This is a genomic window from Youhaiella tibetensis (assembly GCF_008000755.1).
In the GTDB taxonomy this organism is placed as follows: Bacteria; Pseudomonadota; Alphaproteobacteria; order Rhizobiales; family Devosiaceae; genus Paradevosia; species Paradevosia tibetensis.
This window is the reverse complement of record NZ_CP041690.1, coordinates 2024114-2037596: the sequence shown is the minus strand read 5'-3', so window position 1 is coordinate 2037596 and position 13483 is coordinate 2024114. Positions and strand designations below refer to the sequence as shown.

Genomic DNA, 13483 nt, shown 5'->3' with positions numbered 1-13483 from the left:
CCTCCTTGGAATGCCGCAAGCGAGAGACGAGTAGTCAGGCGATTATCTTGATCTCATAAAGGGATAATGGCAAGCGCACTCGCCTGGTCCTGCTTGGCGTGTCGGGGCCATCCCCGTTCGTGGGCAGCCGGGCTACTGATAGGCTGGCGCGGTGCATGGGAGGACAGCAGATGAATGTGGGGCCTGGGGTAGCCTGGATCGTGGGGGGTGGTTCCGGCATCGGCGCGGCGGTGGCGCGCGAGTTAGCCGACCGCGGCTGGACCGTCGCGATATCCGGGCGGCGCGCCGAACGCCTCGACGAGGTCGCTGCGCACAACCCGTCGATCCGCCCCTACCCGCTCGACGTCACGGACACGCGGGCAGTTCTGGCTACCGTCAACGCCATCGCCTCCGATCTCGGACGCCTCGATCTGGCGCTCTACGGCGCCGTGGCCGCCGTCGGCACGCCTCCGGGCTACTACGAGCCGGAAAAGTTCGCGGCAGCCTTCGACGTCAATTTTCTTGGTCTCGTCCGCGCCCTCGATCCGCTGATCGAGGTCATGGGCCGGCAAGGCGGCGGGCAGATCGCCGTCATCGGTTCGCTTGCCGGCTATGTCGGGCTGCCGCGCGGCGGCGCCTATGCCGCGAGCAAGTCGGCGCTGATGACGCTCTGCCAGACCATGCGGGTCGAGCTGGCGCCCCGCAATATTCTCGTGCGGCTGATTTCGCCCGGCTTCGTCAAATCTGAGCTCACCAGCCGCAACCGCTACAGAATGCCAATGCTGATGGAAACCGACGAGGCCGCCTGGCGGATCGTGGATGGTCTCGTCCGCTCGGCGCGGTTCGAGATCGCGTTTCCCTGGCCAATGGCCTGGATGATGAAGGCGGCACGGCTGCTGCCGTACCGCCTGTTTTTCTGGCTTTCCGCCCTTACGCTGCGCGCGCGGTGACCGTCAGGCGGGGCGGCGGTACTGGTAGATACCGACGTCGATGGCGCCTTCGGCAAAGCCCGCCTCGCAATAGCAGAGGTAATAGACCCACTTGCGCTTGAAGGCCTCGTCGTAGCCGAGCGGCGCGATCACCGGCCAGCGCTCGAGGAAGCGCTCGCACCAGAGCCGTAGCGTCTTGGCGTAGGAAAGCCCGAAGGTTTCCACCCTCTCGAGCAGCAGCCCGACTCGCTCGCCCTGCTCGCGCATCGCGGTCTTGGTCAGCAGCATGCCGCCGGGGAAGATGAAGCGCTGGATGAAGTCGGGACCGGAGCGGTAGCCCTCGAACTCGGCCTCATCGATGGTAATGGCCTGGATGGCGGCGGTACCGCCTGGCTTGAGCCGGTCGTGGACGGCCTGGAAATAGGTCGGCCAATGTTCCTCGCCCACGGCCTCGATCATTTCGATCGAGCCGATATGGTCGAACTGGCCGGTGGTGTCGCGATAGTCCTCGAAGTGGAGCTGGGCCAGGTTGTCGAGCCCCTGGCGCCGCAGCCGCTCCTGGGCGTAGCTGAGCTGTTCGCGCGACAGCGTGATGCCATAGAGATGGGCGTTGTAGTCGCGCGCCACCGTCTCGGCGAAGCCGCCCCAGCCGCAGCCGATTTCAAGGACGCTTTCGCCTTCCTTGACACCGGCCATGTCCGCGATGCGGTGGTATTTGGCGCGCTGCGCCTCCTCCAGGCTCTGGTCACCCGAGGTGAACACCGCCGACGAATAGGTCATCGAGGGATCGAGCCACTGGCCGTAGAAATCGTTGCCCAGGTCGTAGTGTTCGGAAATGTTGGCCTTGGACCCCTCGCGCGTGTTGGCGCGAGAGATGTGATAGGCCAGATCCTTGGCGGCGCGGCGGAAGAAACCCTTGCCGGCTTCCTCGAACATCGCCTTGTTCTGTACGAAGAACCGGAACAGCGCCGTGAGGTCATCGACCTCGATGTCGCCGTTGATATAGGCAGCCGCGAAGCCCACGGTCCCCCGACGCATGGCTTCGCCGATGACCTTGAAATTGTTGAGTTTGAGGACCGAATGGAGACCCGTGGTCGGGTTGCCCAGGGTATGGCTGCGCCCGTTGGGCAGAATAACCGTCACCGCGCCCTGACTCGGCTCCCTGAGGAGGCGCTTGCCAGCCCACTCCACCAGATTCGACATCAGGCGAGTCCCCAGCCCCGGCTCGCCAAGCCTCTGATCTACTACACTTTTAGTCATATTGGATTATCCGCATCGGACCTGAAGCACCGGCATCTGGCGCCAGACTTCGCCCGAAGTTTAAGTGTCCCTGATACAAGTCCGCGACCGGAAAATGCCCAGCCTGCAGTCGGTACCGAATGGATACCTTATCCGCCATACTCGGATTTGCAAGCGGCACTTTCAAGCGATTCCAGACTGCACCGGGCAAAAGCTCGCCGATACAAGTCATTGAAATCGCCTAACGACTTGCGGGCGACGCCACGTCGACCACCCGGATCTGCACCTGCTCGCGTCCCTGCCAGTGATCGATTCCCAAGGTGCCCGCGATATGGAGCGGGGTATCGTTGCCGCCATTGAGCAGAACGTCGCCAATGGGCTGGCCGGCGGCGCGGAAGGCGATCCCCTTGAGTCGGGCTCCGTCATCCGAGGCGAGCGTGAAACGCACATGCCCGCCCTGCCCCACAACCTCTGCGAACTTGGCCTTGTGGGCGGGAAACACGAAAACCGGGGTGGGGTTGCCCGAACCGAAAGGACCGGCGCGTTCGAGGTCATGCACGAACTCTGGCGAGGCGCCGCGAGCCGTGAGGGCCGCATCTACCTGCAGCGCCGTAGCGGCACGGGCCACCGCGACCTGGGCGGTCAGCGCCTGGGCCATGTGGGCTCTGAAGGGGCCGAGCTGGCCGGTGCGCACGGTAACGCCCGCCGCCATGGCATGGCCGCCGCCCTTGGGGATGATTCCAGCCTCGACAGCCTCGATGACAGCACGCCCCAGGTCGACGCCGGGCATCGAACGCCCCGAGCCGGTGCCGGTGCCGTCGGGTCCGAGCGCGATGGCGAAAGCCGGGCGCTCGAAGCGTTCGCGCAGCCGCGCCGCAATGAGGCCGACAACGCCGGCGTGCCAGTTCTCCGAGGCGAGCACCAGCACGGGCGGCCCCTCGCCATTGCCGATTTCCGCCTCGGCGACGCGGGCGGCCTCCTCGACGGCCTCCACCTCGATTCGCTGCCGCTCGACGTTGAGTTCATCGAGCCGTGCCGCGATGGCCAGCGCCTCGTGCTCATCCTCGATAGTGAGCAGCCGCGTTCCGAGGGCGGCGTCGCCGATGCGCCCGCCGGCATTGATGCGCGGGCCGATCAGAAAGCCGAGGTGATAGGGATTGAGCGGCCCGTTGACCCGGGCGGCAAGCGCCAGGGCCGAGATACCGCGATTGTTGCCACGCCGGGCGATCTCGAGGCCACGCACCACGAAGGCGCGGTTGAGCCCCTTGAGCGGCACGACATCGCAAACGGTCGCCAATGCCACGAGGTCCAGCATTGCCATCAGGTCCGGCAAGCCAGCGCGGCCGAGATTGCGCAACTCGCGGTTGGCGGCGACCAGCACCATGAATGTCACGCCCGCCGCGCAGAGATAGCCGAGGCCGGAGACGTCGTCGGGCCGGTTCGGATTGACGATGGCGGTCGCCTCGGGCAGCTCGAAGTCCGAAAGGTGATGGTCGATGACCAGCACATCTACGCCCCGCGAGCGCGCATGGGCGATCGGCGCGTCGCTCACCGTGCCGCAGTCCAGGGTAATGATGAGGGTGGCGCCCGCATCGATCAGCTTGTCGATGGCGGCGACGTTAGGCCCGTATCCTTCAAAGATGCGGTCCGGAATATAGACCTGCGGCTCGAGCCCGAAATGGCGCAGGTAGCGGCTCATGAGGGCGCACGAGCAGGCTCCGTCCACGTCATAGTCGCCGAAGAGGGCCACGTTCTCGCGATCGCCGATGGCCTTGGCCAGGCGCGCCACCAGCCGGTCCATGGCGGTGAGCGAGGAGGGATCGGGCATCAGGTCCCGGATGGTGGGGTTGAGGTAGCTTTCCGCTTCCTCCGGCCCCACTCCCCTGGCCGCCACGATCCGCGCCAGGATTTCGGAAAGGTCGGTGCGCTGCGCTATGGCCTGGGCCAGCCGCGAGGCATTGGCATCCAACCGGTCCACCCAGGCGCGTCCCGTAACCGAGCGGGAAACGTCCAGGAAATAGGCGCGTTCATCGAGCATGGGGCGACCTAAACGGTTTTAGGCGGCTTGGTCGAGGCCAAAAGCCCGGTTATGCGCAGGTCTTCCATGCGGTTGTCACGATTGGGAGTCAGCGTCACTATCAGGGTCGTGCCTGGGGAGGACACCATGCCCGTATTCGAAGTCAACATCGCAATACCCGGCCAGCCGGTCCAGCCCGTGATCGTCCAGGACGAGCGCGACCTCGAAAGATTTTCGGTCGCGCTGGTCGAGAATGGGTTCGTCGCCACTCAGGAAGTGCGCGTCATCTGGACGGGCGTCGAATACGAGGGCCGGCATAGCGAATACAGCGCCGTCGAACCCGTCGGCGCCATATCCATCGTGGCCGGGAGCGTGCTCTTCATCCGGCGGCTGGAGTTGCCGGCCTAGCGGGCGTGCTGCGCCTTGATCCAACGCACCGTCTGGCTCCAGGAGCGCATGACGATGGTCGAGGTGACGAGCGCATCCTTGCGCACCCGCACGCCCTCGAGCAGGCTGCCGTCGGTGACGCCGGTGGCGGCGAACAGCACGTCGCCCGAGGCGAGGTCCATCACGCCATACTTGCGGCTGGGGTCGCTGATCCCCATGCGCTTGGCACGGTCGCGTTTCTCGGCCGTATCGAGGATCAGGCGCGCCTGCATCTGGCCGCCGATGCAGCGGAGCGCCGCCGCGGCCAGCACGCCCTCGGGAGCGCCGCCGGAGCCGAGATAGATGTCGATGCCGGTTTCCTCGGTATTGGTGGCGTGGATCACGCCGGCGATATCGCCGTCGCTGATGAGCTTGACCGCAACGCCGGTGCTGCGCAACTCCTCGATGAGGCCGGCATGGCGCGGCCGATCGAGCACGCAGGCGGTGATCTCCGAGATGGGCACGCCCTTGGCGGCAGCAAGCATCTTGACGTTCTCGACGGGGGTACGGTCGAGGTCGACAGTTCCTTCGGGGTAGCCGGCGCCGATGGCGATCTTGTGCATGTAGACGTCTGGCGCGTTGAGCAGGCCCCCGCGCTCGGCCATGGCCAGCACGCAGATGGAATCGGGCTGGTTCTTGGCACACAGGGTCGTGCCCTCGAGGGGATCCACGGCGATATCGACCGCCGGGCCCTCGCCCCCGCCGACTTCCTCGCCGATGAAGAGCATCGGGGCTTCGTCGCGCTCGCCCTCGCCGATGACGATGCGGCCGGCGATGGCCACGTTCTGGAGTTCCTGGCGCATGGCCTCCACGGCAGCGGCGTCGGCGGCCTTTTCGTCACCCTTGCCGCGCCAGCCGGAAGCGGCGATGGCCGCCCGCTCGGTGACGCGCACCAGTTCCAGGGTGAGATTGCGCGCGATGGTTGCGCCGTTGCCCGTCGAAGTCAGCTTCATGTACTTGTCCCCTTGGCCCCAGAACCAAGGGGCAAGCTCAGATTTTCTCGATGCGGATGAGCCGAGGCTCACCCACGATGAAGCCGTCCATTGCGATCTGCGTGATCGCGGCGCGAACGGTGGCCTCCATCGTCTCATGGGTCAGCAGCACCACAGTACGCATGGCGATCCCGTCCGCGGCTGGGTCGCTAACACGCAAGTCTGGCCGCTGGATGACACTCTCAAGCGAAATGCCCCGCTCACCCATGCGGGAAGCAATAGCAGCAAGCGCGCCGGGAACATCCTTGGCATTTAGTCGGATGTAGTAGCCGCCCTCATGGGCGCGCATCGGCGCCTGGCGGTAGGGGGTCAGTTCGTGGCTGGGCACGCCCAGCGGCGGCACGCGCGTGCCGCGGGCGATGTCGAGAATGTCGGAGAGCACCGAAGAGGCCGTCGGCGGCCCGCCTGCCCCCGGCCCTGCCAGGAGCAATTCGTGCACATAGTCGGTTTCGAGCGCGATGGCGTTGAGCACGCCGTCGACACCGGCCACCGCGCTGGTCTTTGGCACGAGCGTCGGGTGGACGCGTTGCTCGATACCCTCGGGCGAGCGCTGGGCGATGCCGAGCAGCTTGATCTTGTAGCCCAGGTCCGAGGTCACCTTGATGTCGGCCTGCGATATCCCGGTAATGCCCTCGACGAAGATCTCGTTGGGTGCGATCTCGCAGCCGAAGCAGAGGCTGGCGAGGATCGCCAGCTTGTGAGCGGTGTCGAACCCTTCGACATCGAAAGTCGGATCGGCTTCGGCATAGCCGAGCGCCTGCGCATCCTTGAGGCACTCCTGAAAGGAGATGCCTTCGTTACCCATACGGGTCAGGATGTAGTTGCAGGTTCCGTTCATGATCCCGTAGACGCGGCCGATTCGGGCCGAACCCAGACCTTCGCGCAGCGTCTTGATGACGGGAATGCCGCCGGCGACCGCCGCCTCGAAGCCGAGCTGAGCGCCGCTGTCTTCGGCGAGCCGGGCGAGCGAAACGCCGTGCTTGGCCAGGAGGGCCTTGTTGGCCGTGACCACCGGGCGCCCGATCTCGAGCGCGGCGCGAACGGCGGCCAGGGCCGGCCCATCCTCGCCCCCGATGAGTTCGACGAACAGGTCGATCGAATCGGACTTGGCCAGTGCCACCGGATCGTCGAACCACTCGAGCCCGGAAATATCGATGCCGCGATCGCGCGAGCGCGAGCGCGCGGCGACAGCGGTGACCACGACCTGCCGGCCAAGCTTCTTGTTGAGCTCGACCCCATCGGTCTGGAGAATCTTGACGAGCGTCGCCCCGACATTGCCGAGCCCGGCCACGCCGATCCGCAGCGGCGCCATGGTGGCCGCATCGCTCTGCTCCTGCATCGCCTTGAGAATGCGGGCACGGGTATCCGAGCGCGGCTCACGGCCCTCGCGCAGGTCGAAGACGAATAGCGGGTCGCCGGCAATGGCGCGGCCGAAACGGGTGGGAGTCCAGCCGCGCTGAGCAATGAACGCTTCGACGGCCTGGCGGAAAGAAACTATGTCGCTCATGGCGCGACACATGAATAGGAAACTGCCTGCTCGTCAATAGGAGAATAAGCAGGATTGCCAAGGGATCGCCGGCAAAAGCCAGCGATCCCGTGGCGTTATGGACTACTTGGCCGCCTGCAACGGCACGACATTGCCGTGCGATGGCACGCCCGAGAGGAACTTCTTGATGGCGCGGGCGGCCTGGCGGATGCGCTGCTCGTTCTCGACGAGCGCCAGCCGGATGTACTGGTCGCCATATTCGCCGAAGCCCACGCCGGGGGCCACGGCCACGCCGGTCTCCTGGATGAGGAGCTTGGCGAACTCGAGCGAGCCGAGATGGGCGAACTTGTCGGGAATCGGAGCCCAAGCGAACATCGTCGCGCCCGGGGAGGGAATGGTCCAGCCGGCCCTGCCGAAACTCTCCACCATCACGTCGCGGCGCAGTTCGTAGATCTTGCGCACTTCCTCGATGACGTCGTCCGAGCCGTTGAGGGCCGTAGCCGCCGCCACCTGAATTGGAGTGAACGCGCCGTAGTCGAGGTAGGATTTCACGCGCGCCAGCGCCGCGATCAGCCGTTCGTTGCCCACCGCGAAGCCGACGCGCCAGCCCGGCATGGAATAGGTCTTGGACATCGAGGTGAACTCGACGGTGATGTCGATGGCGCCCGGCACCTGCAGGACAGAGGGCGGCTGCACGCCGTCGAAATAGATCTCGGCATAGGCCAGATCCGAGAGGATGAAGATGTCGTGCGCCTTACAGTACTTGACCACCTCGGTGTAAAAATCGAGGTCGGCGACATAGGCCGTCGGGTTGGCCGGGTAGTTGAGGATCAGCGCGATCGGCTTGGGAATCGAGTGGCGCACTGCGCGGTCGAGCGTGCGCAGGAATTCCTCGTTGGGGTCGGCCGGCATCGAGCGGACCACGCCGCCCGACATGATGAAGCCGAACGAATGGATCGGATAGGTCGGGTTGGGGACCAGCACTACGTCGCCGGGGGCGGTGATGGCGGCTGCCATGTTGGCGAAGCCTTCCTTGGAGCCGAGCGTCGCCACGACCTGGGTATCGGGGTTCAGCTTCACCCCGAAGCGGCGGCCGTAATAGGATGCCTGGGCCTTGCGCAGGCCCGGAATGCCCTTGGAGGTCGAATAGCGGTGGGTGCGCGGATCGAGCGCGGTTTCCTGGAGTTTTTCGACGATGTGCTGAGGCGTAGGCAGGTCGGGATTGCCCATGCCCAGGTCGATGATGTCCACGCCGTTAGCTCGCGCCTTGGCCTTGATCGGGTTGATATGATCGAACACGTAAGGCGGAAGGCGGCGGATGCGATGGAAATCTTCGCTCATTTAGTCCTCTGTGGGCCGTATGGCTCAATGGCCCGGTTGACCGCAGGAGCAGTGCGTCTGCATCCGTGTCGGCGGTGAGTAGAGTGTCCGCGATTATCGCGGAATTATGGTATGGATTTGCTTAAGCCCAAAATGGGCCGCTCCACGGGCATTTCGCCGCGGCGCTTCTATCGATTTCGCTCCTCCCAGCCGCCCGGCGGCCTGTGGGAAGAGCTAACGAGCTTGTGCGGAAGCCCTTGAAACGGCGGCAGGGACCGCCGACATCGGGGCGCAGGCAGCCGACGCGGGACGCGCATGCTCAACCCGGAGATTTCCGGGGATAGCGGTCGAAGCGGTGGCAACCAGGAACGGCATCTCTTGCCCTAATATTGCGATTTTTGTAATGAAACCAGCATGCGGAAAGCCAGTTCTACTTGCCCGTCGCAGGGTTGTAAATGGCTGCTGACGGGGGCTTTTCGCAGATCGGGACAATGAGGTTCACATGGTAAAGCGCATTGCCATTGCCACGATTGGTACGCAAGGCGATGTCCAGCCATATCTGGCCTTGGCTGTAGCATTGAAAGAACACGGCTATTCGGTCGTGCTCGGCGCCACCGCCGAGTTCGAGCCGATGGCCAAATCCTATGGCGTGGAGTTCCACAGCCTGGGCTCGAGCATCCAGTCGTTCCTGCAGACCTCGCGGTTCGACAAGGCGATGTCGCAGAACATGCTGCTCAATGCGCCGGCCCTGCTCCGCCAGGGTCAGCGGATCGTGGACACGGCAGCCCGACTCGCCTGGAACATGGCGCAGGGCGCCGATGCGATCATCCTCAACATGAACACCAGCTTCGGCGTCGATATCGCCGAGGCGCTGCGCATTCCGGCGGTCATGGTGGCGTTGCAGCCGCTGAACTCGACCAGCGAGTTCCCGCTGTGCATCTACTACAGCCCCACTTTCGGGCCGACCTTCAACAAGCTCAGCTACACGGCGATGACCGTGCAGCAGATCTATTACAACCTGCCGCGCAACAAGCTGCGCCGCGAGCTGATGGGGCTTGAGTCGCGCAAGAAGGGCGGGTTCTTCCGCAATACGGACGGCACGCCGCTCACCACGCTCTATGCCTATTCGAGCCTGGTTTCCCCTCGCCCACGCGATTGGCCCAAGAGCGCCATCGTCACCGGCTACTGGCAGCTCAGGGACCGCTCGGACTGGCAGCCCTCCCCGGCCTTCAAGCAGTTCCTCGCCGCGGGCGAGGCGCCGGTCTATATCGGCTTCGGGTCCATGCCCTTCGGGGCCGAGCGCAACACGCAGATCCTCAAGGAGGCCGTCAAGGCCTGGGGCGGTCGCGCCGTCGTCGCCCAGGGCTGGGGGGGCATCAATCCTGACGACCTGCCCGAGACCATCTTCGCCTTCGAGAAGGCCCCGCACGACAAGCTCTTCCAGTATGTGAGCGCCGTGGTTCACCATGGCGGCGCCGGCACCACCTCGGCGGGCCTGCAGCTGGGCAAGCCGACATTCGTCGTGCCGCAGACGGTCGACCAGCCCTATTGGGGCCGGCGCGTCTACGAACTGGGCTGCGGACCCAAGCCGGTCCGTCTGCGCAAGCTTACCCCGGAAATCCTGGCGTCGGCGCTTGAGGACCTTTCCACGAACGCCTCCTACCGCAGCCACGCCCAGGCTCTTGGCGAGAAACTCCAGGCCGAAAACGGCACGGAAAACGCCATCAAGGTCATCGAGCGCGTGATGGCCCACTACGTGCCGCGCTCGGAAACGCGCAAGCGGGCCTAGGCCCGCTTGATCTTCCCCGTAAACGCACATTGAAAAGGGGCCCGGAGGCCCCTTCCCTTTTCTGATCGCAACCCGCCCTACTCGGCTGCAACCGCCGCTGCGTCGAGGGCATCGATGCTCTCGGTGGCGTCGTATTGCGCCTGGTCGAGAATGCCCTGCCGCTTGGCGACGAGCGTGGGGACGAGAGCCTGACCCGCGACGTTGACGGCCGTACGGCCCATGTCGAGGATCGGATCGATGGCCAGCAGCAGGCCAACGCCCTGGAGCGGCAGGCCGAGGGTCGATAGGGTAAGGGTGAGCATCACCACAGCCCCCGTCAGGCCGGCAGTAGCAGCCGAGCCGATGACCGACACGAAGGCGATCAGCAGGTATTCCTGGATGCCGAGCGGAACCTGGTAGAACTGGGCGACGAAGATCGCCGCGATGGCCGGATAGATGGCGGCGCAGCCATCCATCTTGGTGGTGGCGCCGAGCGGCACCGCGAAGGCCGCATATTCGCGCGGAACGCCCAGGTTGCGTTCGGTCACCGCTTCCGTGACCGGTAGGGTGCCGATCGAGGAACGCGAGACGAAGGCAAGCTGGATGGCCGGCCAGGCGCCCTGGAAGAAGCGTACGGGATTGAGGCCGTTGGCCGAGAGCAGCACCGGATAGACCACGAACAGCACCAGGGCGAGCCCGATATAGATCGCGGCGGTGAACCAGCCCAGCGATGCCAGCGCATCCCAGCCATAGACGGCCACTGCGTTGCCGAGCAGCCCGATCGTGCCGATGGGGGTAAGGCGGATCACCCACCAGAGCACCTTGCGGGTGATGGCGAGGAGCGAGCGGTTGAACTCGAGGAAGGGTTCGGCCTTGTCGCCCACCTTGAGAGCGGCCACGCCCACGACAATCGAAACCACGAGGATCTGCAGGACGTTAAAGCTCAGGGACGTCGTTGCGCCGGCATCGCCAACCTTGGTCGAGGCCTGGAGGCCAAAGACGTTGGAAGGCACGAGGCCCTTGAGGAAGTCGAGCCACGAGCCGGTCGAGGACGGAGCCCTGGCGGCCTCCTGAGCAACGGTGGCGGTCGTGCCGGGCTGGATGATGAGGCCGAGCGCGATACCGATGACCACGGCGATCAGCGCGGTAATGGCGAACCAGAGCAGAGTCTGCCAGACGAGGCGGGCGGCGTTGTTGAGCTCGCGCAGCTTGACGATGCTCGCCACGATTGCGGTGAAGACCAGCACCGGGACCAGGGCCCGCAGCAGTTGCACGAAGATCGAGCCGATCGTCGAGAGCGTGGTGGTCAGCCCGTTGGCAGCGCCATCCGGGCCCGTCCCGATCTGGCGGGCGATGTAGCCGAGAACCAGCCCCAGGACCATGGCCGCAAGGACCTGGAATCCGAACGAAGTGTAGAATGGCTTGGGCGCGCTTCGCCCAGCAGCAAGTGATGCGTTTGACATGTAGAATCTCGAAAATTGCCTCGCGGAGCGGCAGGCGGATCGTTCCGTGCTCCGTTTGAGACAAAGGTAAGCCGATCACTGCCTAAATGGAGCGCAGCGCTTTGCCTTTATTTTGGGCAACAGGGAAAGTTCATCTCCGCTTTCCGCGGAACGCAGAAGGCGCTGCTACGCGCGCTTCTGGCCGAGCAGGCTGAGACGGGCAAGCAGCACCGGTACGAACAGCGCGAACGGCAGGGCCGTGACCAGCGTACCCGGATAGGATTGGAGCCAGGTGAGGCCCGCAAGGACGATGGCTGCACCGATATAGCCCCATCCGGCGATCTCGTGCGTCCGGCGCCAGATGCGGTCGTCGGGTATCCGCCAGGGCAGACGCAGTCCCGCATAGGTGTGCCGCTCGGCCTCGCGCAGCAGGATGCCAAGAAACAGCAGGCCTACTGCCACGGCGCCGGCTACGACCCGCAGGATGTCGAGGTCCGAGCCCAGGCCAAGCGCCAGCAGGCCGAGTTGCACTGCCGTGCACAAGCTGAGAATCGCGGTCAATGCCGGCTCGAGCACGTGCCGGGCCATCTCCAGCCGATTCTTCGGCGTTATGGCGCCGCCGATGGCAAAGGCGGCGGTCACGGCGACGGCGAAGGCCGGCACAAGCGCAAATGCGATGTTGCGCGACCAGATCCAGTCGGGCTGCCCCTGCATGTCCCAATGCATCACCAGCCCCTCACCCGCGGGCAATTGGACCACGGCGACCGCCGCGAAAGCAAAGATGAAGGTGAGCGGCAAGACGTGGAAGCGGCTGACGAGGCTGGGCGTGGTCATGGGCGATGATGTGGGCCGACGCAGCGGAAAAGAAAAGGGCCGGTTTCCCGGCCCTTCGCAAAATTCTGGTGCTCCAGCAGCGCTTAGCGCTTGGAGAACTGGAACGAACGGCGGGCCTTGGCGCGACCGTACTTCTTGCGTTCGACGACGCGGCTGTCGCGGGTCAGGAAGCCGCCCTTCTTGAGGACGCTACGCAGTTCGGGCTCAAAGTGGGTGAGCGCCTGCGAGATGCCGTGACGGACGGCACCGGCCTGGCCGGAGAGACCGCCACCGGCGACGGTGACGACGACGTCGTACTGGTCGACGCGGTCTGCGGCCACGATCGGCTGCTGCAGGATCATCTGGAGAACCGGACGGGCGAAGTAAGCCACGTAGTCCTTGCCATTGACGGTGACCTTGCCGTTGCCGGGCTTGATCCAGACGCGAGCGACGGCGTCCTTGCGCTTGCCAGTGGCGTAGGCACGGCCCTGGTCGTCGAGCTTCTGCGTGTAGGTCGGCGCGGCGTTGGCGACGGGGGCGGCAGTGCCGAGGTCTTCGAGAGAGTTGATGGTCTCGGCCATGTTACTTCACCCGCACATTCTTGGAGTTGAACGAAGCCACGTCGAGCTTGACGGGCTGCTGGGCCTCATGGGGATGCTCGGCGCCGGCATAAACCTTGAGGTTACGCAGCTGGGCGCGGGTGAGCGGGCCACCGGGCATCATGCGGCGCACGGCGTTCTCGAGAACGCGCTCGGGGAAACGACCCTCGAGCAGTTCGCGAGCGGTGCGATCCTTGATGCCGCCGGGGTAGCCGGTGTGCCAGTAGAAGCGGTGCTGGTCGAGCTTGCGACCGGTCAGCTTCACCTTGCCCGCATTGATGACGACGATGTTGTCGCCCATGTCCATGTGGGGGGTGAACGTGGCCTTGTGCTTGCCGCGCAGACGGTAGGCGATGATCGAAGCAAGACGACCGACCACCAGACCTTCGGCGTCGATCAAGATCCACTTCTTCTCGATCTCGCTCGGTTTTGCCGAGTAAGTGCTCATGGTGAATTTCCCTAAAATCGGAAGG

Annotated in this window: 12 protein-coding genes; 3 read left to right on the top strand and 9 right to left on the bottom strand. The window is 65.0% G+C overall.

Annotated features, from left to right (window positions below):
• Positions 1 to 170: 170 nt before the first annotated feature.
• Complete coding sequence (locus FNA67_RS09890; protein ID WP_170267278.1) at positions 171 to 929, top strand: SDR family NAD(P)-dependent oxidoreductase; 759 nt, start codon at positions 171 to 173, stop codon at positions 927 to 929.
• Between the two features lie 3 nt (positions 930 to 932).
• Here FNA67_RS09890 and FNA67_RS09885 read toward each other — a convergent pair whose 3' ends face one another.
• On the bottom strand, positions 933 to 2111 hold the full coding sequence (locus tag FNA67_RS09885) for an SAM-dependent methyltransferase (RefSeq protein ID WP_147655926.1): 1179 nt from the start codon (positions 2109 to 2111) through the stop codon (positions 933 to 935).
• A 277-nt stretch (positions 2112 to 2388) separates the two neighbouring features.
• A complete protein-coding gene (gene recJ / locus FNA67_RS09880; protein ID WP_147655925.1) occupies positions 2389 to 4185 on the bottom strand; it encodes a single-stranded-DNA-specific exonuclease RecJ in 1797 nt (598 codons plus the stop codon).
• A 126-nt stretch (positions 4186 to 4311) separates the two neighbouring features.
• Between recJ and FNA67_RS09875 the strand changes: the two genes are divergently transcribed.
• Positions 4312 to 4572, top strand: a complete 261-nt coding sequence (locus tag FNA67_RS09875; protein ID WP_049704961.1) for a hypothetical protein — start codon at positions 4312 to 4314, stop codon at positions 4570 to 4572.
• On the opposite strand, the gene glpX is transcribed toward FNA67_RS09875, so the two are convergent.
• The 3 genes from glpX to FNA67_RS09860 all read right to left on the bottom strand — a co-directional run bounded on the left by glpX (position 4569) and on the right by FNA67_RS09860 (position 8409).
• Complete coding sequence (gene glpX, locus FNA67_RS09870; protein WP_147655924.1) at positions 4569 to 5543, bottom strand: class II fructose-bisphosphatase; 975 nt, start codon at positions 5541 to 5543, stop codon at positions 4569 to 4571. The genes FNA67_RS09875 and glpX overlap by 4 nt on opposite strands.
• 37 nt (positions 5544 to 5580) lie before the next feature.
• Positions 5581 to 6894, bottom strand: a complete 1314-nt coding sequence (locus tag FNA67_RS09865; protein ID WP_049707952.1) for a homoserine dehydrogenase — start codon at positions 6892 to 6894, stop codon at positions 5581 to 5583.
• A gap of 297 nt (positions 6895 to 7191) precedes the next feature.
• Positions 7192 to 8409, bottom strand: coding sequence for an LL-diaminopimelate aminotransferase (locus FNA67_RS09860; RefSeq protein WP_049704959.1), 1218 nt, complete (start codon positions 8407 to 8409; stop codon positions 7192 to 7194).
• Between the two features lie 481 nt (positions 8410 to 8890).
• On the opposite strand from FNA67_RS09860, the gene FNA67_RS09855 reads away from it, so the two are divergent.
• The gene (locus tag FNA67_RS09855; protein ID WP_147655923.1) at positions 8891 to 10177 is read left to right on the top strand and encodes a glycosyltransferase; all 1287 of its coding nucleotides are present in this window, start codon (positions 8891 to 8893) and stop codon (positions 10175 to 10177) included.
• Between the two features lie 77 nt (positions 10178 to 10254).
• Here FNA67_RS09855 and FNA67_RS09850 read toward each other — a convergent pair whose 3' ends face one another.
• The 4 genes from FNA67_RS09850 to rplM form a co-directional block, all read right to left on the bottom strand.
• Positions 10255 to 11619, bottom strand: coding sequence for a dicarboxylate/amino acid:cation symporter (locus FNA67_RS09850; RefSeq protein ID WP_147655922.1), 1365 nt, complete (start codon positions 11617 to 11619; stop codon positions 10255 to 10257).
• 165 nt (positions 11620 to 11784) lie between these two features.
• Positions 11785 to 12432: an SdpI family protein gene (locus tag FNA67_RS09845; protein WP_147655921.1), complete on the bottom strand. Its 648-nt coding sequence runs from the start codon at positions 12430 to 12432 to the stop codon at positions 11785 to 11787.
• A gap of 83 nt (positions 12433 to 12515) precedes the next feature.
• Positions 12516 to 12992, bottom strand: coding sequence for a 30S ribosomal protein S9 (gene rpsI, locus FNA67_RS09840; protein ID WP_049704955.1), 477 nt, complete (start codon positions 12990 to 12992; stop codon positions 12516 to 12518).
• A 1-nt stretch (position 12993) separates the two neighbouring features.
• Entirely contained in the window at positions 12994 to 13458 is a 465-nt protein-coding gene (gene rplM / locus FNA67_RS09835) for a 50S ribosomal protein L13 (RefSeq protein WP_049704954.1), read from the bottom strand.
• Positions 13459 to 13483 lie beyond the last annotated feature (25 nt).